The 21,920-nt window shown below is 71.4% G+C and carries 20 protein-coding genes; 14 read left to right on the top strand and 6 right to left on the bottom strand.

Going from position 1 to position 21,920, the window contains the following annotated elements:
• The first annotated feature begins 32 nt into the window (after positions 1 to 32).
• Positions 33 to 1,160 carry an aminotransferase class V-fold PLP-dependent enzyme gene (locus J2S57_RS23290; RefSeq protein ID WP_307246563.1) on the top strand — a complete coding sequence of 376 codons (1,128 nt, stop codon included), beginning with the start codon at positions 33 to 35 and terminating at the stop codon, positions 1,158 to 1,160.
• Positions 1,161 to 1,166: 6 nt separating this feature from the next.
• Here J2S57_RS23290 and J2S57_RS23285 read toward each other — a convergent pair whose 3' ends face one another.
• Positions 1,167 to 1,613: a hypothetical protein gene (locus tag J2S57_RS23285; RefSeq protein ID WP_307246560.1), complete on the bottom strand. Its 447-nt coding sequence runs from the start codon at positions 1,611 to 1,613 to the stop codon at positions 1,167 to 1,169.
• A 196-nt stretch (positions 1,614 to 1,809) separates the two neighbouring features.
• Between J2S57_RS23285 and J2S57_RS23280 the strand changes: the two genes are divergently transcribed.
• Positions 1,810 to 2,250, top strand: coding sequence for a VOC family protein (locus J2S57_RS23280; RefSeq protein WP_307246558.1), 441 nt, complete (start codon positions 1,810 to 1,812; stop codon positions 2,248 to 2,250).
• A 17-nt stretch (positions 2,251 to 2,267) separates the two neighbouring features.
• Here the strand turns inward: J2S57_RS23280 and J2S57_RS23275 are convergent, their stop codons facing one another.
• Positions 2,268 to 2,660, bottom strand: coding sequence for a hypothetical protein (locus J2S57_RS23275; protein ID WP_307246556.1), 393 nt, complete (start codon positions 2,658 to 2,660; stop codon positions 2,268 to 2,270).
• A 26-nt stretch (positions 2,661 to 2,686) separates the two neighbouring features.
• Entirely contained in the window at positions 2,687 to 3,913 is a 1,227-nt protein-coding gene (locus J2S57_RS23270; RefSeq protein ID WP_307246554.1) for a VOC family protein, read from the bottom strand.
• 224 nt (positions 3,914 to 4,137) lie between these two features.
• Here J2S57_RS23270 and J2S57_RS23265 point away from each other — a divergent pair, with 224 nt between their 5' ends.
• The 9 genes from J2S57_RS23265 (at position 4,138) to J2S57_RS23225 (ending at position 16,549) form a co-directional block, all read left to right on the top strand.
• Positions 4,138 to 4,698 carry a TetR/AcrR family transcriptional regulator gene (locus J2S57_RS23265; RefSeq protein ID WP_307246552.1) on the top strand — a complete coding sequence of 187 codons (561 nt, stop codon included), beginning with the start codon at positions 4,138 to 4,140 and terminating at the stop codon, positions 4,696 to 4,698.
• The gene (locus J2S57_RS23260) at positions 4,695 to 6,188 is read left to right on the top strand and encodes an MFS transporter (RefSeq protein ID WP_307246549.1); all 1,494 of its coding nucleotides are present in this window, start codon (positions 4,695 to 4,697) and stop codon (positions 6,186 to 6,188) included. The genes J2S57_RS23265 and J2S57_RS23260 overlap by 4 nt, the downstream gene beginning before the upstream one ends.
• Positions 6,189 to 6,410: 222 nt before the next feature.
• Positions 6,411 to 7,574, top strand: a complete 1,164-nt coding sequence (rhaI, locus tag J2S57_RS23255; protein ID WP_307246547.1) for an L-rhamnose isomerase — start codon at positions 6,411 to 6,413, stop codon at positions 7,572 to 7,574.
• A 49-nt stretch (positions 7,575 to 7,623) separates the two neighbouring features.
• Positions 7,624 to 9,660 carry a bifunctional aldolase/short-chain dehydrogenase gene (locus tag J2S57_RS23250; protein ID WP_307246545.1) on the top strand — a complete coding sequence of 679 codons (2,037 nt, stop codon included), beginning with the start codon at positions 7,624 to 7,626 and terminating at the stop codon, positions 9,658 to 9,660.
• The gene (locus J2S57_RS23245; RefSeq protein ID WP_307246543.1) at positions 9,657 to 11,132 is read left to right on the top strand and encodes a rhamnulokinase; all 1,476 of its coding nucleotides are present in this window, start codon (positions 9,657 to 9,659) and stop codon (positions 11,130 to 11,132) included. The genes J2S57_RS23250 and J2S57_RS23245 overlap by 4 nt, the downstream gene beginning before the upstream one ends.
• An 8-nt stretch (positions 11,133 to 11,140) precedes the next feature.
• Complete coding sequence (locus J2S57_RS23240) at positions 11,141 to 12,376, top strand: alpha-hydroxy acid oxidase (protein WP_307246541.1); 1,236 nt, start codon at positions 11,141 to 11,143, stop codon at positions 12,374 to 12,376.
• Positions 12,377 to 12,528: 152 nt separating this feature from the next.
• Positions 12,529 to 14,670, top strand: coding sequence for an MMPL family transporter (locus J2S57_RS23235; protein ID WP_307246538.1), 2,142 nt, complete (start codon positions 12,529 to 12,531; stop codon positions 14,668 to 14,670).
• Positions 14,667 to 15,872, top strand: a complete 1,206-nt coding sequence (locus J2S57_RS23230; protein WP_307246536.1) for a sensor histidine kinase — start codon at positions 14,667 to 14,669, stop codon at positions 15,870 to 15,872. Before J2S57_RS23235 ends, J2S57_RS23230 begins: the two co-directional genes overlap by 4 nt.
• A complete protein-coding gene (locus J2S57_RS23225; RefSeq protein WP_307246532.1) occupies positions 15,869 to 16,549 on the top strand; it encodes a response regulator in 681 nt (226 codons plus the stop codon). The genes J2S57_RS23230 and J2S57_RS23225 overlap by 4 nt, the downstream gene beginning before the upstream one ends.
• 42 nt (positions 16,550 to 16,591) lie before the next feature.
• Here J2S57_RS23225 and J2S57_RS23220 read toward each other — a convergent pair whose 3' ends face one another.
• The gene (locus J2S57_RS23220) at positions 16,592 to 18,358 is read right to left on the bottom strand and encodes an ABC transporter ATP-binding protein (RefSeq protein WP_307246530.1); all 1,767 of its coding nucleotides are present in this window, start codon (positions 18,356 to 18,358) and stop codon (positions 16,592 to 16,594) included.
• Between the two features lie 123 nt (positions 18,359 to 18,481).
• Here J2S57_RS23220 and J2S57_RS23215 point away from each other — a divergent pair, with 123 nt between their 5' ends.
• Positions 18,482 to 18,877: a PLDc N-terminal domain-containing protein gene (locus J2S57_RS23215; RefSeq protein WP_307246528.1), complete on the top strand. Its 396-nt coding sequence runs from the start codon at positions 18,482 to 18,484 to the stop codon at positions 18,875 to 18,877.
• Here the strand turns inward: J2S57_RS23215 and J2S57_RS23210 are convergent.
• On the bottom strand, positions 18,874 to 19,761 hold the full coding sequence (locus tag J2S57_RS23210) for an SDR family NAD(P)-dependent oxidoreductase (RefSeq protein ID WP_307246526.1): 888 nt from the start codon (positions 19,759 to 19,761) through the stop codon (positions 18,874 to 18,876). The genes J2S57_RS23215 and J2S57_RS23210 overlap by 4 nt on opposite strands.
• 102 nt (positions 19,762 to 19,863) lie before the next feature.
• Here J2S57_RS23210 and J2S57_RS23205 point away from each other — a divergent pair, with 102 nt between their 5' ends.
• Entirely contained in the window at positions 19,864 to 20,724 is an 861-nt protein-coding gene (locus J2S57_RS23205) for a helix-turn-helix transcriptional regulator (RefSeq protein ID WP_307246523.1), read from the top strand.
• On the opposite strand, the gene J2S57_RS23200 is transcribed toward J2S57_RS23205, so the two are convergent.
• A complete protein-coding gene (locus tag J2S57_RS23200; RefSeq protein WP_307246520.1) occupies positions 20,690 to 20,956 on the bottom strand; it encodes a helix-turn-helix transcriptional regulator in 267 nt (88 codons plus the stop codon). The genes J2S57_RS23205 and J2S57_RS23200 overlap by 35 nt on opposite strands.
• A gap of 64 nt (positions 20,957 to 21,020) precedes the next feature.
• Between J2S57_RS23200 and map the strand changes: the two genes are divergently transcribed.
• On the top strand, positions 21,021 to 21,794 hold the full coding sequence (map, locus tag J2S57_RS23195) for a type I methionyl aminopeptidase (RefSeq protein WP_307246518.1): 774 nt from the start codon (positions 21,021 to 21,023) through the stop codon (positions 21,792 to 21,794).
• The last annotated feature ends 126 nt before the right edge of the window (positions 21,795 to 21,920 follow it).

Here is a 21,920-nt window from a genome sequence, read left to right as displayed (position 1 = left end):
CGCTTCCGCAACGACGACGCCAGGAGTGCGACGTGCCCGGTCTCGACGCGTACACGACCGAGTTCACCGAGCCCGCGGGGTATCTGAACTTCGCGGCCTACGGCCCGCCATCGACCGCCGTGGTGCGGTCGCTGACCGACGCGGCGCAGCTCGCGGCCTCGGGCGAACCCGCCGCGAACCTGCACGCGGCCGACGCCCGGGCCCTGGCCGCCGTCTCCCGGCTGAGCGGGTTCGCCCGGGAGAACTGCCTGCTCACCACCAGCACCTCGGCCGGGCTCCAGCAGATCGCGTTCGGGCTGCCCGGGGCCCGGGTGCTCGCGGGCCGCGACGAGTTCCCCTCCAACCTCTACCCGTGGTGGCGCGCCCAGGAGGCGGGGCTCCTCGAGGTGAGCCTGATCGCCGGGGGTGACCACGGCGTCCCCCGGCGGATGACCCCCGAGACCATCGACGCCGCCCTGACCCCGGCCACGACGGCCGTCGCGATCAGCGCCGTGGACTTCCGCACCGGATACCGGGCCGACCTGCGGGGGATCCGCGACGTGATCGGCGAGAGGCTGCTGATCGTCGACGGCATCCAGGGTTTCGGCGTCCTCGACGCGGACTGGCCCCTCGCCGACGCCCTGGTCGTGGGTGGGCAGAAGTGGCTGAGGGCAGGCTGGGGAACGGCTTTCGTGGCCCTGTCCGACCGGGCGCTGGAACGGGTGCGCCCGACCCTGGGCAGCTGGACCGGCGTCGAGCGGCCGACCGCCTACGACGGGCTCGAGCATCCCCCGGCGCCGGGGGCGCAGCGCCTGTCGATCACGAACGTCTCCCCGTTCACCTCGGCCGCCCTCGGCACCGCGCTGGAACTGCTGGAGTCGGCCGGGGTGGCTGCCGTCGCCGGGCGGATCACGGCGTCGGCCGGCGCCGTGGCCGATCGCCTCGACGCCGCCGGGATCGAGGTCCTGTCACCGCGCGACGAGGCGCGCCGGGCGGGCCTCGTGGTCGCCCGGGTGGCCGACGACCGGGCCGCCGCGACCCGGGACCTCCTGGCGGACAGGGGAATCACGGTCACGGCCCACGACCCCGGGCGCATCCGGATCAGCGTGCACGCGACCACCGACCCCGGTGACGAGACGTTCGCGACCCTCGTGGACGTCCTCACGCAGGTTCGCTCCTAGCCGAGCTCACCACCACGACCGGAACCGCATCACCAGGGCGAGCACCACCGGCACCCAGACCAGCGTGGTCACCACGACCCGGAGTGGGCCGGGCCGCATCCGGCGCAGCACCCAGAAGGTGACGAACTCGGCCGCGATCACCCAGACGAGTCCGGCCCCACTGAGAAAACCCAGCACCAGCGCCGCCATCAGCCCGGTCCCGGCGGCGGTGGGCAGGGGCCGCAGCACCGCGACCTGCTTGCCCTCGTCGGGCAGTTCCACCGTGGGACTGCGGTGCCAGAGGCTGAAACCGATCTCCGGGCGGTGCACCGTGCCCTCGGCGTCGGTGAGGATCCAGTTGTCCCAACGATCCCGGGGCAGGGGTTCACCGTCGCGCAGGAAGCGCCCCGGTTTCTTCCTGGGGATCTCCACCACCAGATCGACCCCGGCCACGCAGACGGGATAGAGGTCCATGGCTCACATGATCAAGGGCCCGGACAAGAGCCGCACGCGCACCGGCCCGCTACCGGCCACGAACCGGCTCATCCCTGTCGGGTGCTACCCGCGAGCGCGCAGTCGGGGCATTCTCATCCGCATTCCGGCCGGTGCCCCCGCATGAGGTCCCGCCCTAGGCTGAACACATGGGTTTTCACGGGACCGGGACGCGCCGATGACGACACCCTGGACGCTGACCTTCGACGCGTCGGACGCGCCGGCGCTGGCCGCGTTCTGGGCGGTGGCGCTCGGGTACGTGCCCGCTCCCCCGCCGGCCGGGTTCGCGTCCTGGGAGGAGTGGTACGAGCGGTTCGACGTGCCCGCGGCCGAGCGCGACGAGCTGGCCTCGATCGCCGATCCGGAGGGGGTGCGTCCGGGCATCTCGTTCCTGAGGGTGCCGGAGCCGAAAACGGCCAAGAACCGGGTGCATCTGGATGTGCAGGCCGGGGGCGGGCGGGCTGTCGACCAGGGCGAACGATGGACGCGCATCACGGCCACGGTCGACCGGCTCACCACGGCCGGTGGCCGGGTGGTGCGGGTGGACGCGCGGGGCGACGGGACGCCCGACCACGTCGTGATGACCGATCCCGAGGGCAACGAGTTCTGCGTGGTCTGACCCGGCCGCGAGCCGCTCTAGGAGAGGGCCTGGCGGCAGGCGCCGAAGGTGAACGACACCGAGGCCCGCACCGGGTCGGTGCAGCTCTGGGTCTGCTGCGCCTCGCCGTCACGACCGGTGGTCACCACGACCTCGCCCGCCTGCTCGTGCCGGTAGGTCTGGACGATCTCGTCGCCCTCGACCGTGGGGAAGGTGACCTCGAGGCGGGCCGCGTCACCGGCCGTGACCGCGCCCAGGAAGCAGTCGGCCGCCCGGTCGCTGATGCGCTCGCCCGCCGCCAGGGTGAAGGAGCCGCAGTCGGTGCCGGGGGACGACGCCGACGCCGCCTCGACGACCTGCACGTCACCCCGCCCACCGCACGCGCTCAGCACGACGATCAGACCGATCCCCAGAAATGCCCTCAGCCGCATGCGTTCTCCTTGTCCCCGGGCCCAGCCTACCGCTCCGGGCCCTCGGCCTGGATGGCGTACAGCGCGTAGGGATCGTGCAGCTCCCGGCCCAGCACCGACCGCATCCAGTGCGCGTCCCGGGCCGCGGCCTGCCACCGGCTGTCGGAGCGGCCCTCCCCGGTCAGATTGGACGCGAAGATCCCGGCCGCGGACTTCGGCAGGAAGTCCTCGTAGACGATCGGCGTCAGATCACCGGCGGAGTTCCGGACGTAGTAGGCCAGCCCCTCGGCGTGCAGGGCCTCGTCGGTGCCGGGCAGCCCGTCCAGACCGAGCTCGTCGTACCGGCGGCGGCCTTCCGGGGTCAGCGCGACGCCGCGCTGCTCCACCTCACCGAAGCGCACCCGCAGCGCTCCCTCCGAGACCGAGCCGTCCGCGTCCCGGAATCGACGGGGCTCGGCCAGTGCCCGGAACGACGTCTGGCGCAGCAGCACGTCGGGCACGCCCTCCGGAGTGCGGGGCGGCCCCTGGATCCGGTCGATCATCTCGATCCCGAGCCGACCCATCCGCTCGTACAGCGCGTCGATGTCGAGCACCCGCGGCGTCAGGTGGTTGATGTGCGTGCTCGTCACCCCGCCGATGTCGGCCGCCACACTCGAGATCTCCTCCAGCCGGGCGTACCAGGCCCGGTCGACCGGCTCGGCCGAGAGCGCGAACGAGGCGGTGGCCAGGTCGAGGAAACGGTCGGCCGCGGCCGGGGGCAGGGAGCCCTGCAGTTCCATCCGGTCGGCCAGCTCGAGCAGCTCGGCCGGGAACAGCGTGCGGGCGCCCAGGAACTCACGCAGCTCGGACTCGGTGCGCTCGTCGAAGAAGCGCCGGTCGTCGATCACGAGCATCGAGGTGAAGACCCGGAACGGGTTCACGGCCAGTTCTTCCGGGGCCACCGGGCGGAACGCGGTCGAGATCACCGGGATGGCCGGCCGGGCCTCGCGCAGGTCGTAGAAGCCGACCGGGTACATCCCGGCGGCGCCGAAGATCCGCCCGGTCTGCTCCAGCTCGGCCGCGGTGCCGACCCGGATCGCGCCGTGCCGCTCGGCCGTCACCCGCTCCAGCGTGCCCAGCCGCCCGGCCGCGTCACCGAGCCGGGCCAGCACCTGCGCGTTGACCTCCTGCGAGACCTCGACCAGCGTGGTGTAGGCGGGCACCTCGCGGCCGTACAGCTCGGACAGCCGCGCCGCGAACCGGGAACGGAGCTGCGTCGGGCCGACGACGGTCATGCGGTCTCCTGAACACTCGTCCGGCACGAGCCCATTGTCGCCGGTGCGGGACGGGTTGCGCCTCGTCCCCCGCCGTCCGTGAGCGGACAGGTGCCGTTCGACGGATGGAGCGACCCCGGGACACCGCCCTTCGGGTGAACGACATTGAGACATTACTGTCTCACGTGAGACAGTGAAGTCTCATCCTCTGTGCCCACAGAAAAGCCCACAGAAACAGGTCAACCGTGAACTCCCGGGACGCGATCCTGGCCGCCTCCCAGCGGCGCCTCAACGTCGACCCGAGAGCGTCGATGACCGACCTCGCCACCTCGGCCGGTGTCGGCCGGGCCACGCTGCACCGGCACTTCTCCACCCGCGACGAGCTGCTGCACGAACTCGGCACGCGCAATCTCAACCGATGGCAGAACACCATGGAGCGCGCCGGGGTCGACGACGTCATCGCCTCCGGTGACGCCGCGCGCATCTCCGCGTGCCTGCGTGGGCTCTTCCGGCAGTACCTCGCCGACTACGACGAGTTCGGGTTCGCGCTGACCGACCCCTACATGTGCACGGCCCCCGAACTGGTCGAGCGCACCGAGGTTCTCGCCGACAAGGAGACCGAGCTGCTCGCCGCCGCACAGCGTGCCGGTGTGCTGCGCGACGACCTGCCCGCCCGCTGGCTGTCCACCGCGGTCTACGGCCTGCTCGTGGCCGCGCGCGACGCCACCACCACCGGCCGGGTCGCCCGCGCCGACCTCGACGAGATCGTCATCTCCACCTTCCTGAACGGCACGAGAGCCCAGTGAGCACCCAGACCCCCGCCCCCGAGTCCGCCACCACCGCAACGGTCCACAACCGCTGGGCCGGCCTCGCCGTCCTGGCCGCCAGCCTGCTCGTCGTCGTCATGGACATGACGGTGCTGAACGTGGCGCTGCCCGACCTGATCGCCGACCTGCGTCCCGGCGCGGTCGCGCAGCTGTGGATCGTCGACGCCTACCCGGTCGTGCTCGCGGGCCTGCTGGTGCCGGTCTCGTCGCTGGCCGACCGCTGGGGCCGCAAGCGCATGCTGCTGGCCGGTTTCACGGTCTTCGGCCTGGCCTCGCTCCTCGCCCTCCTGGCCGACTCGCCGGGCGAGGTCATCGCCCTGCGCGCCGTGCTCGGCCTCGGTGGCGCGATGATCATGCCGACCACCCTCTCGCTGATCCGCACCCTCTTCCCCGACCCGGCCGAGCGGGCCACCGCCCTGGGGATCTGGGCGGCCATGGCCTCGGTCGGCAGTGCCGTCGGCCCGATCGTGGGCGGCGCCCTGCTCGAGCGGTTCAGCTGGCACTCCGCGTTCCTCGTCAACGTGCCGCTCATGGTCGGCGCCGTGATCGCCGGGCTGGTGCTGCTGCCCGAGAGCCGGTCGTCACGGCCCGGCCGTCTCGACGCCACCGGTGTGCTGCTGTCGGTCGGCGGCATGGTCGGGATCACCTACGCCGTCAAGCATCTGGGCAAGCACGGGGCGGACGGCCAGGGGCTGGTCGTGCTCGTGGTCGGCGTGCTGGCGATGGTCCTCTTCGTGCGCCGCTGCCTCACCCAGCCCGAGCCGATGCTCGCGGTCGGCCTGTTCCGCGACCGGATGTTCCGCTCCGGCGTGGTCACCGCCGTCGCCCACAGCGGCGTCACCATGGCGCTGCTGCTCGTCGGCTCGCAGTGGCTGCAGCTGGTGCTGGGCTGGTCGCCGCTGGCGGCCGGCGCGGCGCTGCTGCCGATGGCGCTCGGCGGCATGATCGGCTCGCCGTTCGCCCCCGCCGTCGCGGCCCGCGCCGGGGTCCGCCCGGTGCTGGTGACCGGCCTGCTGCTGACCGCGGCCGGTCTGGCCACGATCTTCGTCCTGCCCCGCCCGATCCCCTACCCCGGCGTGGCCGTCGCGCTGCTGGCCATCGGCCTGGGCGGTGCCGCCCTGGGGGTCGGCTCGGCGCTGATGATGGGACGCGCCCCGGCCCACCAGTCCGGCTCCGCCGCCGCCATCGAGGAGATGTCGTTCGAGGTCGGGGCCGTGCTCGGGGTCTCGATCCTGGGCAGCCTGGCCGGGCTGGTCTACCGGGCGGGCCTTCCCGACGGCGTGCCCGATCCGGTGTCCGAATCGGTCGCCGGCGCGCTGGGGACCTCCGTCGAGAACGCGGCCACCACGTCCTTCATCGACGCCTTCGCCACCGTGGGCCTGGCCGGTGCCCTGGCCGTGCTGCTCGCCGCCGCGGTGGTCTGGTGGTGGCTCCCGCGCGACCTGGACCTCGCCGACCTGAACCACTGATCCGGAGGTCCGGCCGGCTGACACGTTTCAGCCGGTGCTCACGAGGGACGACGCCGTCGCCGGCCGCCCACCACGGCCGGCGACCCGTTGGTGAGCCCTGGAATCCGCCCGGCTGACCGCTGGCCGACGGCGGGAATCTCCCCCCGATCGACACTGGATGACCCGGCCCGGCCCGTGCTACGTTCCCTTGAAACGTTTCAGCGACGAACGGACAACGCCGTCATGCCACACCTGAAGGACGTCGCGCCCCAGCTGGCGCAGCAGGCGATCGAGCTCCCCTCCTGGGCCTTCGGAAATTCGGGCACGCGTTTCAAGGTCTTCGGATCGGCCGGCACGGCCCGCGACCCGTTCGAGAAGATCGCCGACGCCGCGCAGGTGCATCGCTACACCGGGCTGGCACCCGTCGTCGCCCTGCACATCCCGTGGGACACGGTGGAATCGTTCGCCGACCTGCGCAAGCACGCGGAAGACCTGGGCGTGCAGCTGGGCACGGTCAACTCCAACACCTTCCAGGACGACGACTACAAGCTCGGCGCCCTGACCCACACCGACGCGACGATCCGCCGCAAGGCCATCGACCACCACCTCGAGTGCATCGACGTGATGGACGCGACCGGCAGCCGCGACCTGAAGATCTGGCTGGCCGAGGGCAGCAACTACCCGGGCCAGGCCGACCTGCGCGGCCGTCAGGACCGCCTCGCCGAGTCGCTGGCCACGATCTACGAGCGCATCGGTGAGAACCAGCGCCTGGTGCTGGAGTACAAGTTCTTCGAGCCGGCGTTCTACCACACCGACGTCCCCGACTGGGGAACGAGTTACGCCCAGGTCAGCGCGCTCGGCGAGCGGGCCGTGGTCTGCCTCGACACCGGCCACCACGCCCCGGGCACCAACATCGAGTTCATCGTCATGCAGTTGCTGCGCCTCGGCAAGCTCGGCAGCTTCGACTTCAACTCGCGCTTCTACGCCGACGACGACCTGATCGTGGGCGCGGCCGACCCGTTCCAGCTGTTCCGCATCCTGTTCGAGGTGGTGCGCGGCGGGGGCTACGGCAACCCGGACGTCGCCTTCATGCTCGACCAGTGCCACAACATCGAGCAGAAGATCCCCGGCCAGATCCGCTCCGTGCTCAACGTGCAGGAGATGACGGCCCGGGCCCTGCTCGTCGACACCGAGGCCCTGACCGCCGCCCAGGAGAGCGGTGACGTGCTGGGTGCCAACGCGATCTTCATGGACGCGTTCTACACCGACGTGCGTCCCGGCCTGGCCGAGTGGCGCGAGAGCCGGGGTCTGCCGGCCGACCCGATGAAGGCCTACGCCGCGTCGGGCTACCAGCAGCAGATCGAGACCGACCGCGTGGGCGGCGCCCAGGCGAGCTGGGGCGCCTGAGTCTCCCCGTCGTCCATCATTTCCGAACCCCTTTGAACCAGAGGAAGCAATGACGAACGAGACCGTCGCCGCGCTCATCGCCCGGAGCAACCGCCTCGGCGCCGACCCGCAGAACACCAACTACGCCGGGGGCAACACCTCGGCCAAGGGCACCGGGACCGACCCGGTCACCGGGCAGCCGGTCGAGCTCCTGTGGGTCAAGGGCTCCGGGGGCGACCTGGGCACGCTCACCGAAAAGGGTCTGGCCGCACTGCGTCTCGACCGCATGCAGGCCCTCGTCGACGTCTACCCGGGCATCGAGCGGGAAGACGAGATGGTCGCCGCGTTCGACTACTGCCTGCACGGCAAGGGTGGCGCGGCACCGTCGATCGACACCGCCATGCACGGCCTGGTCGACGCCGCGCACGTCGACCACCTGCACCCCGACAGCGGCATCGCGATCGCCACCGCGGCCGACGGCGAGGCCCTGACCCGGCAGATCTTCGGCGACAAGGTGGTGTGGGTTCCCTGGCGCCGCCCGGGTTTCCAGCTCGGCCTGGACATCGCCGCCATCAAGAAGGCCAACCCGCAGGCCATCGGCACGATCCTGGGCGGCCACGGCATCACGGCGTGGGGTGACACCAGTTCCGAGAGCGAGAAGAACTCGCTGTGGATCATCGAGACCGCCGCCGCGTACATCGCCGCGAACGGCTCGGAGAAGCCCTTCGGTTCCCCGAGAGAGGGCTTCGGGGCACTGCCCGAGACGGAGCGCCGGGCCAAGGCCGCCGCCCTCGCCGCCACCGTGCGCGGTATCGCCAGCCGCGACAAGCGCATGGTCGGCCACTTCACCGACGCCGCCGTGGTGCTGGACTACCTGGCCAGCGAGAAGGCGCCCGCCCTGGCCGCTCTCGGCACCAGCTGCCCCGACCACTTCCTGCGCACCAAGGTCAAGCCGCTCCTGCTCGACCTGCCCGCCTCGGCGAGCGTGGAGGAGAGCATCGCCCGGCTCAAGGAGCTCCACGAGGAGTACCGCGCCGACTACACGGCCTACTACGACAAGCACGCCTCCGCCGACAGCCCGGCGATCCGCGGCGCCGACCCGCTGATCGTGCTGATCCCGGGCGTGGGCATGTTCAGCTACGGCGCGAACAAGCAGACCGCGCGGGTGGCCGGCGAGTTCTACGTCAACGCGATCAACGTGATGCGCGGCGCCGAGGCCCTTTCCACCTACTCCCCCATCTCCGACGCCGAGAAGTTCCGCATCGAGTACTGGGCCCTGGAGGAAGCGAAGCTGCAGCGCATGCCCAGGCCGAAGTCGCACGCCGGCCGGGTGGCGTTCGTGACCGGCGCCGCGTCGGGCATCGGCAAGGCCATCGCCCAGCGCCTGGCTGCCGAGGGCGCCTGCGTCGTCGTGGCCGACCTCGACCTGGAGAAGGCGCGGGCCGCGGCGGCGGAGCTCGGGAACAGCGACGTGGCCATCGGGGTGGCCGCCGATGTGAGCGAGGCCGGCGACGTCCAGAAGGCCGTGGACGAGGCCCTTCTCGCCTTCGGCGGCATCGACCTGGTCGTCAACAACGCCGGGCTCTCACTGAGCAAGCCGCTGCTGGAGACCACCGAGGCCGACTGGGACCTGCAGCACGACGTGATGGCCAAGGGCTCGTTCCTGGTGTCGAAGGCCGCGGCCAAGGCGCTCATCGAGCAGGGTCTGGGCGGCGACATCATCTACATCTCCTCCAAGAACAGCGTTTTCGCGGGGCCGAACAACATCGCCTACTCCGCCACCAAGGCCGACCAGGCCCACCAGGTGCGGCTGCTGGCGGTCGAGCTCGGCGCCTACGGTGTGCGCGTCAACGGCGTCAACCCCGACGGGGTGGTGCGCGGCTCGGGCATCTTCGCCTCCGGCTGGGGCGCCAACCGCGCCGCGACCTACGGCGTGGCCGAGGAGGACCTCGGCCAGTTCTATGCCAACCGCACCATTCTCAAGCGTGAGGTGCTGCCCGAGCACGTCGCCGACGCGGTGTTCGTGCTGACCGGTGACGAGCTGAGCCGCACCACCGGCCTGCACGTCCCGGTCGACAGCGGCGTCGCGGCTGCCTTCCTGCGGTGAGTGACGTCACCGGCCGGGCCCTCTCGCAGGGCCCGGCCACCAGCCCGGCAGCCGCCCCGGCCACCGTGGCCGCCGTCGACCTGGGCGCGACCAGCGGCCGGGTCATCCTCGGCACGTTCTCCGACGGTGCGCTGCAGATGCGGCACCTGGCCCGGTTCCCCAACGAGCCGGTCAGTTTCGGCGGCGGACTGCACTGGAACGTCGTCGAGCTCTACCGCCAGGTGCTGTCCGGGCTCACCACGGCCGAGCGGGAGCACCCGGGTGAGATCGTCAGCGTCGGCATCGACTCCTGGGCCGTCGACTACGGCCTGCTGCGGGGCGGGCAGCTGCTCGGCGTGCCGTTCCACTACCGGGACGCCCGCACGGCAGAGGGTGTGGAGAAGGTGCACGCCCAGTTCGACGCCCGTGAGCTGTACCGGCGCAACGGTCTTCAGCACCTGCCGTTCAACACCGTGTTCCAGCTGGCCACCGACGGCCTGCTGGACGTGGCCGACACGGCGCTCCTGATCCCCGACCTGCTGGCCCACTGGCTGACCGGCGCCGTCGTGGCCGAGCGCACCAACGCGTCCACCACCGGCCTGCTCGACCCGCGCACCGGCCGGTGGGACACCGAACTGGCCACCGCTCTGGGCATCTCACCGTCGATCCTGCCGGGTCTGATCGACGCGGGCACGGTGGTCGGGCAGCTCACCGGGGACGCGGCCGGCTCGGTCGGCCGAAGGGTGGACGTGGTGGCCGTCGGGTCGCACGACACGGCCTCCGCGGTGGTCGCGATCCCGAACACCGGACGCGACTTCGCCTACGTCTCCTGCGGCACCTGGGGTCTCGTCGGACTCGAGCTGGAACGGCCGGTGTTCTCCGAGGAGGCACGCGAGGCCAACTTCACCAACGAGGGCGGCGTCGACGGGCGGATCCGGTTCCTGCACAACGTGATGGGGCTGTGGCTGCTGTCGGAGTCGGTGCGGTCGTGGGACCGGGCCGCGGGCAGCAGCGAACGGTCGAGCAATCTGGAACTCCTGCTCGCCGAGGCCGGATCGGTGCCCTCCCCGGTGGAGGTCTTCGACGTGGACGACCCGAGGTTCATGGCGCCCGGCGACATGCCGGCCCGGATCGCGGGCTGGTACACCGAACGGGGCCTGCCCGCGCCGCGGACCCCGGCCGAGTTCACCCGGGCGATCATCGACAGCCTCGCCCAGGCCTTCGCCGACACCGTGCTCCGGGCCGCGCGGATCGCCAAGACACCGGTCACCGTCATCCATGTCGTGGGTGGGGGTGCCCAGAACAGGCTGTTGTGCCAGGCCACCGCCGACCGCAGCGGGCTGCCCGTGCTGGCCGGACCGGTCGAGGCCACCGCCATCGGCAACATCCTGGTGCAGGGCCGCGCCGCCGGTCTGGTCGCGGGCGGCCTGCCCGAGATGCGTGACCTGGTCGCCCGGGCGTTCACCCCGCTCCGCTACGAACCCCGCCCCTGAGAGGGATCATGCAGCGCCAATTCCCCAAGCCGGCCGAGATCTTCGAGCTGATGGAGTTCAGGAAGCCGGAGTTCAACGGCCGTAAGCGCCGTCTCGACAAGGCCCTGACGATCGACGACCTGCGGACGATCGCCCGCAGACGTACCCCACGGGCCGCGTTCGACTACACCGACGGCGCCGCCGAGGCCGAGCTGTCGCTGTCCCGGGCCCGCCAGGCGTTCGAGGATGTCGAGTTCCACCCGGGCGTGCTACGTGACGTGGCCCGTGTCGACACCTCCACGACCGTGTTCGGCGGCCCGTCCGCGCTGCCGTTCGGGATCGCGCCCACCGGCTTCACCCGGCTGATGCAGACCGAGGGCGAGATCGCCGGCGCCGGGGCCTCGGCCGCCGCGGGCATCCCGTTCTGCCTCTCCACCCTGGGCACCACCTCGATCGAGGACGTCAAGGCCGCCAACCCGGCGGGCCGTAACTGGTTCCAGCTGTACGTGATGAAACAACGCGAGATCTCCTACGCCCTGGTCGAACGCGCCGCCGCCTCCGGTTTCGACACCCTGTTCTTCACCGTCGACACCCCCGTGGCCGGAGCCCGCCTACGCGACCGGCGCAACGGATTCTCGATCCCGCCGCAGCTGACAGCCGGCACGATCCTGAACGCGATCCCCCGCCCCTGGTGGTGGTACGACTTCCTCACCACCCCCAAACTCGAATTCGCGTCACTGTCCGCGACCGGCGGCACCGTCGCCGAACTGCTGGACTTCGCGATGGACCCCACCATCTCCTACGAAGACCTGAGCATCATCCGCCAGATGTGGCCCGGCAAGATCGCGATCAAGGGCGTGCAGAACCTCCAAGACGCCCGCAAACTCGCCTCCCTCGGCGTCGACGGGATCGTCCTGTCCAACCACGGCGGCCGCCAGCTCGACCGCGCCCCCATCCCCTTCCACCTCCTGCCCGACGTCGCCCGCGAAGTCGGCAAGGACGTCGAGATCGTCGTCGACACCGGCATCATGAACGGCGCCGACATCGTCGCCTGCATCGCCCTGGGCGCCCGCTTCACCCTCATCGGCCGCGCCTACCTCTACGGCCTCATGGCCGGCGGACGCCAAGGCGTGGACAAGAGCATCGAGATCCTCACCGACCAGATCGTGCGCACCATGAAACTCCTCGGCGCCCACACCCTCGACGAACTCCAACCCCACCACGTCACCCAACTCCAACGACTCGGCCCCATCCGCCGCAACTGACCACCCACACACCCCCTATACCCCCGAGGCATAGGGGGTGTGTGGCTGCTCTACCGCAATCGCGGTACACCGACCACGACGCCGGGCTGACGTCACCGAGGGCCCAGGACGGGAGGGTGAGACCACCTCACCCCCTGACCTAAGGAAGATCCGTGGTCCGTCTGGCCAACTGGTGCACCCGCCGCTGGTACCTCGTACTCGCCGGCTGGGTGCTCGCCCTCGCCGCCCTCGCCGGGCTCGTCGTCGCGAACGGCACCGCCTTCACCGACTCCACCACCATGCCCGACAGCGAATCAGCCACCGCCTACAGTCTTCTCGGGCAGGGAGACGGCCCGTCGACGACCAGCGGCAAGATCGTCTGGCACGCCGGCGACTCGATCACGGGCGGCCCGGTCCGCACCGAGATCAACCAGATGCTCGAGACCGTCAGCGCCAGTGAGGGTGTGATCTCGGTCGTCAGCCCGTACACGAAAGCGGGCGCGTCACAACTGAACCGGGAGGCCAACACCGCCTTCGCCACGGTCACCCTGGCCGACGACGCCGACACCGAGCCGATCGAGGACGCGGTGCAGACCGTGCGCGAGAGCGGACTCTCCGTCGAGACCGGTGGGCAGGCGTTCGCCGAGATCCCCAGCGCCGGTGGCGCCACCGAGGGCATCGGCGTGCTCGTGGCGCTCGTGCTGCTGCTCTTCTTCTTCCGCTCGGTGGCGGCGGCGGTCCTGCCCATCGTCACCGGCGTGGCGGGCGTGGGTATCAGCCTGCTCGGCGTGATGGCCGCCTCGCACGTCGTCGACCTGTCCGCGAACTCGCTGACCATGGGCGCGCTGATCGGGCTGGGCGTCGGCATCGACTACGCCCTGTTCATCGTCAACCGGCACCGGAAGGCGCTGCTGCGCGGGGCCTGCGTCGACGAGGGCGTGGCCCAGGCCCTGAACACCTCCGGCCGTGCGGTGATCTTCGCCGGTCTGACCGTGATCGTCGCACTGGTGGGCATGTTCGTCATCGGCGTCGGCATCCTCACCGGCATGGCCTTCGCCGCCGCGTTCACCGTGCTGTGCACCGTGCTCGCCGCGAACACCCTGCTGCCGGCCCTGCTGCGCCTCCTCAAGCTCCGGGTGCTGGCCCGTAAGGACCGTCACGGCAACGCGTCTCGTTCCGCCAACGGCCTGGCCGCCCGCTGGGCCACCGGTGTGCAGCGCCGCCCGGTGATCGCCGCCCTCGCTTCCGTGGTGGTCGTGGGCGTACTCGCCTACCCGGCGCTGAGCATGCGCCTGGGCAACGCCGACGCCAGCAGCGACCCGGACGACTCGGCCTCGCACGCCTACTTCGAGCTGATGTCCGCGGGCTTCGGCGAGGGCACCGACGCAACCCTCCTCCTCGTCGGTGAGACGCCCGACCAGGCGACCACCACGTCCTTCAGCTCGATGGTCCGGGACCTGCCGAATGTGCCGAATATCGCTTCGGCCGTGATGACGAGCCAGCAGGGCGGCATCTCGGTCGCCGCGATCACCCCGAGCCACAGCGCCCAGACCGAGGAGACCTCGGACCTGGTGCACACCCTGCGCGAGGAGGTGATCCCGGCGAGCGGCGTGACGACCTACGTGGGCGGCACCACGGCCACCGACATCGATCTGTCCGACGCCATCATGGACAAGCTGCCGATCTACCTGCTGCTCGTGGCGGCACTCGGATTCCTGCTGCTGGTGCTGGCCTTCCGCAGTCTGCTGGTGCCCCTGCTCGGCGCCCTCACGAACCTGGCGACCATCTGCGTGGGCCTCGGCGTGGTCACGGCGGTGTTCCAGTTCGGCTGGGGCAGTGAGCTTCTCGGCGTCGGATCGGGCGCGCCCATCCTGTACCTGGTGCCCGTGCTGATCTCCGGCGTGATCTTCGGGCTCTCGATGGACTACCAGGTGTTCCTGATCAGCTCGATGCACGAGGAGTTCCACCGGAGCGGCGACAACCGCCACGGCGTGCGGCAGGGCCTGACCGAGAGCGCCGGGGTCATCGTCACCGCCGCCACGATCATGCTGGCCGTGTTCGCGTCGTTCGGGTTCAGCGGCGAGCGCATCATCTCGGCCCTCGGCCTGGGCATGGCGATCGCGGTGGTGGTGGACGCGTTCGTGGTCCGGCTGACGCTGGTGCCGGCACTGATGACGCTGATCGGCCGGGTGAACTGGTGGTACCCGCGCATTCTGGAGCGAATCACCCCGAAACTGGCGCTGGAGAACGCGGAGACGCCGGAACCGGTATACAGCTCCCAGACCACAGTCCCCCGGATCCAGGACCACGTATGACGTCAGCACCACCGGTTCGGGCCCAGGAGAGATCCTTCTCCTGGGCCTGGCCCGCGTTCGACCTCGTCTACCTCGCGTTGATGTTCGTGACGGCGACGGTGCGGATGGGCGGGCGCGACTACCCCGGTCCGGAGCTCACGACGCTGGTGATCGTCTCGTGGGTGCCGCTGCTGGTGCGCCGGCGCCACCCGGCTGCGGTGCTGCTCGCGGTGGTGGTCGTGGAGGCGGTCCACATGACGACGGTGCAGACGGCGGGGGTGAACCTGACGGCGAACATCGCGATGGGGGCCTTCCAGCCGGTGCCGCTGGCCAGTATCGCGGCCGCGTTCACCCTGGCCGCGAAGCGACCGGGCCGGGCCGGCTGGGGCCCGGGCGTGCTCGCGGCGCTGGTGCTGCTCGGCACCGGGATCGTGTCGCACGGGCACAGCCTGCTGGTGACCAGTTTCGTGGTGTTCGACCTGATGATCATGGCGGTCGGCGCGGGGGTCCTGGTGAGCCTGCGCCGCGAGCGGATCGCCCGCGACGAGCGGGACCGGCAGGCCGAGATCAGGGGTGAGGTGGTGGCCGAGCGGATCCGGATCGCCCAGGACCTGCACGACGTGCTTGCCCACCACCTGACGCTGGTCAACGCGCAGGCCGGGGTCGCGGGTTACCTGCTGCGCTCCGATCCGGCGGCGGCCTCCGACGCGTTGCGGGACATCGCCGGCAACACCCGCCGGGCTCTCGACGAGTTGCGGGCCACGGTGGGGATGTTGCGTGAGGACGACGTGGCCGCCGAGCCGTTGAAGCCCACCCCGGGCACGGCCCAGCTGGGCGAGCTGCTCGAGGGTTTCCGCTCGGCCGGGGCCCGGGTGTCGTTCGGCACGACCGGGGAGCCGCAGCCGCTGCCGGCGGGCAAGGACCTGGCCGTGTACCGGATCGTGCAGGAAGCCGTCACGAACGCCACCAAGCACGCGCCCGGTGCCCCGGTCGAGGTCGGGCTGCACTGGCAGCGGCGCAGTCTCAGCGTCGCGGTGACGAACCCGGCCCCGGCCGGACGGCCCGCGGGCTTCCAGGGGCCGGGCACCCGCCACGGCCTGATCGGCATGCGCGAGCGAGCCGTCACCGCCGGCGGAACCCTCACCGCCGGCCCCACGTCCACGGGAGGGTTCGACGTGCGTGCAAGCATCCCCGTGCACCCCGACTCCGAGGAGACGTCATGACCGTCCGGGTCCTACTGGTCGACGACCAGGCGCTGCTGCGCTCGACCCTGGCCCTGCTGTTCCGGGCCACCCCCGGCGTCGAGCTGGTGGGTGAGGGCGGAACCGGTTCCCAGGCCGTCGAACTCGCCCGCTCGACGCGGGCCGACGTGGTGATCATGGACATCCGGATGCCGGACATGGACGGCATCGAGGCCACCCGCCGGATCACCGCCGACGAAGACCTGGCCGGGGTACGGATCCTGGTGCTGACCACGTTCGAGACCGACGACCTGGTGGTGCGCGCGCTGCAGGCCGGGGCGAGCGGCTTCCTGGGCAAGGGGGCCTCGCCCGAGGAGCTGATCGCGGCCGTGCGCACGATCGCGGCCGGCGAGTCGCTGCTGTCGCCCTCGGCCACCACCGCGCTGATCGCGAGATTCCTGGAACAGCCCCAGATCACGACCGAGGTCAGCACCCAGGCCCTGGTGCAGCTGACCGACCGCGAGCGCGAGATCACCACGCTGGTCGGGGCCGGGCTGTCGAACCAGGACATCGCCGATCGTCTGTTCATCAGCCCGGCGACGGCGAAAACCCATGTGAACCGCGCGATGATGAAGACGGGCGCCCGCGACCGGGCCCAGCTGGTGGTGTTCGCCTACGAGGCGGGCCTGGTCAGCCCCTCGCAGCGACGTTCACCCTGAGACCGGCCGAGGTGCCCCGGCGCGTCCGTCATCGACCGGCGTTCACCCCGCCTGGGCCCGGTGCAGGGCCGCGTAGCGACCGCCGCGGGCGAGAAGGTCGTCGTGGCCGCCGATCTCGACGATGCCACCCTTCTCGAGCACGACGATGCGGTCGGCCTGGCGGATCGTGGAGAGGCGGTGGGCGACCACCAGCGTGGTGCAGCCGCCCATCAGGTGGGACAGGGCTTCCTTGACCTGGCTCTCGGACTCCGGGTCGAGGGCACTGGTGGCCTCGTCGAGCAGGAGGATGCGGGGTTCGCGGATCAGGGCGCGGGCGATCGCGATGCGCTGGCGCTGGCCCCCGGAGAGGCGGGCGCCGCGCTCCCCCACCACGGTGTCCCAGCCGTCGGGCTGGGAGTCGACGATGTCGAGGGCCTGGGCGTCGGCGAGGGCGCGGCGCACGCGCTCGTCGGGGACGTCGTCGAGCCCGTAGGTGACGTTGTCGCGGATGCTGCCCTCGAACAGCAGCGGTTCCTGGGGCACCACCGACACGAAACGCCGCACCACGCGCAGGTCGAGGTCCTGCATGTCGGCGCCGTCGAGCAGGATCCGGCCGCGGGTGGGACGCACGAAACCCAGCACCAGGTTGAGGATCGTGGACTTGCCGGCACCGGAGGGGCCGACGAACGCGACGGTCTCGCCGGGTTCTATCGACAGGTCGATGCGGTGCAGGGAGTCGACGGTGGCGTCCGGGTGGCGGTGACTGACGTTGTGCAGCAGGAGGGCGCCGCCGACCTGGGTCACGGCGTGCTTGCCCGCGTTGAGCTCGAGATCGGGCTCGGCCAGCACCTCGGCGATCGAGCGCACCGACTCCACGCCGCGGGCGGCGACGGGCAGCAGGCCGAGCAGCTGGATCAGCCCCTGGGTGAGCAGGGTGAAGTAGGTCGACAGGAGGACGACGTCGCCGGGTCCGATGGGCAGGGTGCCGGTGAGCGCGGCCAGCGCGGCGAGGGCCAGGCAGGCGACCCCGAGGAACTGCATGCTCACCCAGGACATGGACGCGGTGTGCCCGTTGAGCATGTCGAGCTTGAGGGCCTGCTCGCGCACCCGGTCGACGCCGGTGGCGACGCGGTTCATGGCGGTCTGCTCGAGGCCGTGGGCGCGGGTGACCGGGATGAGTGACGCCATCTCGCCGACCCGGGCGGCCAGGCCCTCCATCTCGAGGCGGAAGCGCTCGTTGCGGTCACGGCTGCGGCGGGCCACGGTCCAGCGCACGAGCAGGGCCATCGGCACGGTGAGCAGGTAGACCGGCAGGAACTGGGGCACCAGGATCGCGGTCATCACGGCCGCGCCGGTCACGACCATCACGGCCGACAGCAGCGGGTGGGCGACCTGCTGCAGCATCAGCTCGATGTTCTCGACGTCGCGCACCACCTTGTTCTGCACGACGGCGCTGGTGGAGCGGTTGTGGAAGCCGATGGACAGGGTCTGGAGCCGGGCCGCGAGCACGTTGCGCAGCTCGGCTCCGGTGTCACGCACCACGATCATGAAATTGCGCGTGTAGACGAGGTGGTTGGGGTAGTTCTGGGCCAGCAGGGCCACGGCGAGCACGAGCCAGCCGGCCACGGTGCTGATCTCGCCGCCGGTCGCGACGGTGTCGATGATCCCCGCCGTGATCACCGGGAGCATCCACATCGGGATCTCCTTGAGCACGAAGGCGCCGAGAGCCACGGACATCCGGCCGGGTCTGCGCGCGAGGAGCCGGAGGAGGGAGCGCACCGGGTGCGCGCCGTCGACGAGAGCCGGTTGGGAAAGCGCTTGCCCAGACATTGCTCGAGTGTAAGGGCTCGATCCGCGTCGGTTCATGATCAATTCCCGGGACGCGCGGCGCTCCCGGGCGCTACGATCCGGCAGCCCACGACAGATCGTGCCATCAGCTCGAGGAGAGCCCCCGTGATCCGGTTCCTGCCCGCCCTCGTCGAGCTCGGCCTGCTGATCTTCTGCCTGATCGACTGCATCCAGACCGATTCCGCCCTGGTGCGCAACCTGCCCAAGCCGCTCTGGATCCTCATCATCATCGTCCTGCCGGTGATCGGCCCGATCTGCTGGCTGGTCGCGGGCCGGACCTGGCCGTCGCAGGCCGGCAACGCGGTGCCGTGGCGCTCGACCGCGACGGCCGGCTTCCCGGAGTACGAGCGCCCGGCCAGCTACTCCCGGGATGCCGCCGCCATCGACGACCAGCTGCGCCGCGACCAGGAGCAGGTCGACCGGGAGCACGAGGAGGCGCTGCGCCGGTGGGAGCAGAGCCTGGCCGAGCGGGAGCGCGAACTGCGCGAGAGGGATGCCTAGGCGAGGAGCTCGGCCGTCGCCTCCCACAGCCGGCGCTCGCGATCACGGTCCTGGGCCAGGGGCTGCACCTCGACCACGCGGTCACGTACCACGAACGCGCCGTCGCGCAGGTGGGCCCAGCGCGCGTCCACCGCGACCGCGGCCAGCAGCGGCCCCGACCGTTCCGGGGTCGCGACACCGGGGATGTGCCCCAGGGCCCGGCCGACGGCCTGCACCGCCGGCGGGGCGCCCCGCCCCAGGGCGGTGCCGGGCATCCAGCCGGGTTCGTACACCACGACACTCACGCCCGGCGCGATCCGGCGCTGCAGTTCGTGCGCGTAGTACAGGATCGCCAGCTTGGAGTCCGAGTACGCCGTCATTCCCGAGCTGCCGGTGCCCGGCTCCGCCAGCTCCAGCGGGTCGCGCCAGTTCGCCGGCGGTACGTGCATCAGCCGGCGCCAGATGTTGGCGTAGTACGTGTTCGAGCCCAGCAGAACGATTCTGGCCGTCGGCGCGAGCACCGGCTCCAGGTCGCCGACGAGCTGCGCGTGCGCCAGGTGGTTCACGGCGAAGGTGAGCTCGTGGCCGTCGGCCGAGGCGCGCATGCCGTCGCTCGAGGCGATGCCGGCATTGGCGATCAGGGCGAGCAACGGACGCACGGTCCCGGCTTCCACGAGCCCCCTCACGGTGGCGGCCGCGGAACGGACGTCGGAGAGGTCGGCCAGGTCGCAGCCGATCGGGTGAGCCCGGACGCCGGGACGGCGCACCCGCTCGGCGACCTCGTCCAGGGCGGGGCCGCGGCGCCCGACCAGGAGCAGGTCCTCGACCTCGGGATGCCGGGCCAGGGCCTCGGCGGTGACCCGGCCCAGACTGCGGGTGGGTCCGGTGATGAGCACGGTCGTCATGGGCAGCAGCCTGCTCGCCCCGGCCGGGCTCAGGCAGTCGCCGGGTTGTCGTAGGACTGGCAGGGCCAGGATCCCGGCGGCCGGGAGGGGCAGACTGGCCGGGTGAGCGAATTCGGGGCGGCCCTGCGCCGGCGGCGTGACCAGGTGAGCCCGGAGGCGGTCGGCGTACCGCTGGGCCGGCGGCGGCGCGCGACCGGGCTGCGCCGGGAGGAACTCGCCCAGCTGGCCGGGATCTCCGCCGACTACCTCACCCGCCTCGAGCAGGGCCGGGCCACGACCCCCTCGGCCCAGGTCGTGGAGGCCCTGGTGCGGGCGCTGCGCCTGCCCGACCCCGACCGCGCCCTGATGTACGAACTGGCCGGGCTGACCGCGCCCGGTCCCGACGTCGTCCCCACCCGGATCCCCCCGAGCGTGCGGCGCCTGCTCGACCGCTTCGACCAGCACCCCGTCGTGGTCTACGACGCCACCTGGACGCTCGTCGAGGCCAACCCCGCCTACGACGCGCTGATGGGCGACACCACCGGCTGGACCGGCCCGGAGCGCAACGCGATCTGGCGGCATCTCCACGGGCACCGCAACCGGGTCGTGCACACGCCTGACGAACTGGCCACGCACGTCGCCCGGCTGGTGGCCGACCTGCGCCGTACCGCCGCCCGCTACCCGGCCGACCGTTCCCTGGCCCGGCTCATCGGTGAACTTCGTCGCGGGACGACGGGTTTCGGCGACCTGTGGGACTCCCCCGCCCCGCCCCGGCCCGATCCGTCACGGCGCAAGACGATCGACCACCCCGCGGTCGGGCGCATCACGCTGGACTGCGACGCCCTTCTGCTCGCCCTCGACGACCTGCGCGTCAGCGTCTACACCGCCGAGCCGGGCACACCCGACGCCGAGAGGCTGGCGCTCGCGCTGGTGCTCGGTACGCAGGAGCTCACGAGGCCAGCTGCGCGCCCCGCGTCTGGTTGATCTCGGCCCACACCACGTCGAGCGACAGGCCCAGCACCTCGGCGATCGCCGCGATGGTGGTGAAGGCGGGCGTGGCCACCCGGCCGGACTCGATCTTGCGCAGGGTCTCGGGCGAGACCCCGGCGTCGAGCGCCGTCTGCAGCATCGGGCGATCACCCCGGGCCTCCCGCAGCAGGGCGCCCAGACGCTGTCCCCGTTCGACCTCGTTCGCGGTGAGCGGCATCCTGACCATGACCCCGATGATAGCTGGGATAGTATTACCGGGATAGTTATTGGTCGCGCGAGAAAAGACGCTGATGATCGAGATCCTCACCCCCACCGAACTGCCCGCCGCCCGGGTCACCGGCGCCCTGGTCGGGCACATCCTGCAGACGCTGAAGGGCCGGGCCACGGTCGGCACGAACCTGCTCGACATCGACCGCTGGACCAAGGAGATGATTCTCGAGGCCGGGGCGACGTCGTGCTACGTCGACTACGAGCCCACCTCGTTCGGCCGCGGCCCGTTCGGCCACTACATCTGCACGGCGGTGAACGACGCGGTGCTGCACGGCCTGCCGAAGAACTACGCCCTCAAAGACGGTGACCTGCTCACGCTCGACCTGGCCGTGCTCAAGGGCGGGGTCGCGGCCGACGCGGCGATCAGCTTCGTGGTCGGCGAGTCGCAGCCGGCGCAGAGTCTGGCGCTGATCGAGGCCACGCGCACGGCCCTGGCCGCGGGCATCGAGGTCGCCCGGGCCGGCAACCGCATCGGCGACATCTCGCACGCCATCGGCAGCGTGCTCACCGGCGCGGGCTACCCCGTCAACACCGAGTTCGGCGGGCACGGCATCGGCTCGACCATGCACCAGGACCCGCACATCCCCAACACCGGCCGCGCCGGGCGGGGTTACACGCTGCGCCCGGGGCTGCTGCTCGCCCTCGAGCCCTGGGTCATGCTCGACACCGCCAAGCTCGTCACCGACGCCGACGGCTGGACGCTGCGCAGCTCCACCGGCTGCCGCACCGCGCACACCGAGCACACCATCGCGATCACCGACGGTGAGCCCGAGATCCTCACCCTGGCCAACTGATTCAGGGTCTCGCGCACATCAGCACCAGCACCACGCTCCGGACCAGACCGAAGACGCCGTCGCGACCAGGACCAGCCCGTCGCCCGCTGACGAGACCCGACGGGGGACGAAGGGCCCGGGCCCTTC

This window comes from Kineosporia succinea (genome assembly GCF_030811555.1).
Lineage (GTDB): Bacteria > Actinomycetota > Actinomycetes > Actinomycetales > Kineosporiaceae > Kineosporia > Kineosporia succinea.
The sequence above is the reverse complement of the archived record's forward strand: the minus strand, read 5'-3'. Positions and strand labels throughout refer to the sequence as shown.

Coding starts and splice junctions, on each gene's coding strand:
- J2S57_RS23285 (WP_307246560.1), bottom strand. CDS start 1,613: ATGGACCTCTATCCCGTCTGCGTGGCCGGGGTCGATCTGGTGGTGGAG.
- J2S57_RS23280 (WP_307246558.1), top strand. CDS start 1,810: ATGACGACACCCTGGACGCTGACCTTCGACGCGTCGGACGCGCCGGCG.
- J2S57_RS23275 (WP_307246556.1), bottom strand. CDS start 2,660: ATGCGGCTGAGGGCATTTCTGGGGATCGGTCTGATCGTCGTGCTGAGC.
- J2S57_RS23270 (WP_307246554.1), bottom strand. CDS start 3,913: ATGACCGTCGTCGGCCCGACGCAGCTCCGTTCCCGGTTCGCGGCGCGG.
- rhaI (WP_307246547.1), top strand. CDS start 6,411: ATGCCACACCTGAAGGACGTCGCGCCCCAGCTGGCGCAGCAGGCGATC.
- J2S57_RS23250 (WP_307246545.1), top strand. CDS start 7,624: ATGACGAACGAGACCGTCGCCGCGCTCATCGCCCGGAGCAACCGCCTC.
- J2S57_RS23240 (WP_307246541.1), top strand. CDS start 11,141: ATGCAGCGCCAATTCCCCAAGCCGGCCGAGATCTTCGAGCTGATGGAG.
- J2S57_RS23230 (WP_307246536.1), top strand. CDS start 14,667: ATGACGTCAGCACCACCGGTTCGGGCCCAGGAGAGATCCTTCTCCTGG.
- J2S57_RS23225 (WP_307246532.1), top strand. CDS start 15,869: ATGACCGTCCGGGTCCTACTGGTCGACGACCAGGCGCTGCTGCGCTCG.
- J2S57_RS23220 (WP_307246530.1), bottom strand. CDS start 18,358: ATGTCTGGGCAAGCGCTTTCCCAACCGGCTCTCGTCGACGGCGCGCAC.
- J2S57_RS23210 (WP_307246526.1), bottom strand. CDS start 19,761: ATGACGACCGTGCTCATCACCGGACCCACCCGCAGTCTGGGCCGGGTC.
- J2S57_RS23200 (WP_307246520.1), bottom strand. CDS start 20,956: ATGGTCAGGATGCCGCTCACCGCGAACGAGGTCGAACGGGGACAGCGT.
- map (WP_307246518.1), top strand. CDS start 21,021: ATGATCGAGATCCTCACCCCCACCGAACTGCCCGCCGCCCGGGTCACC.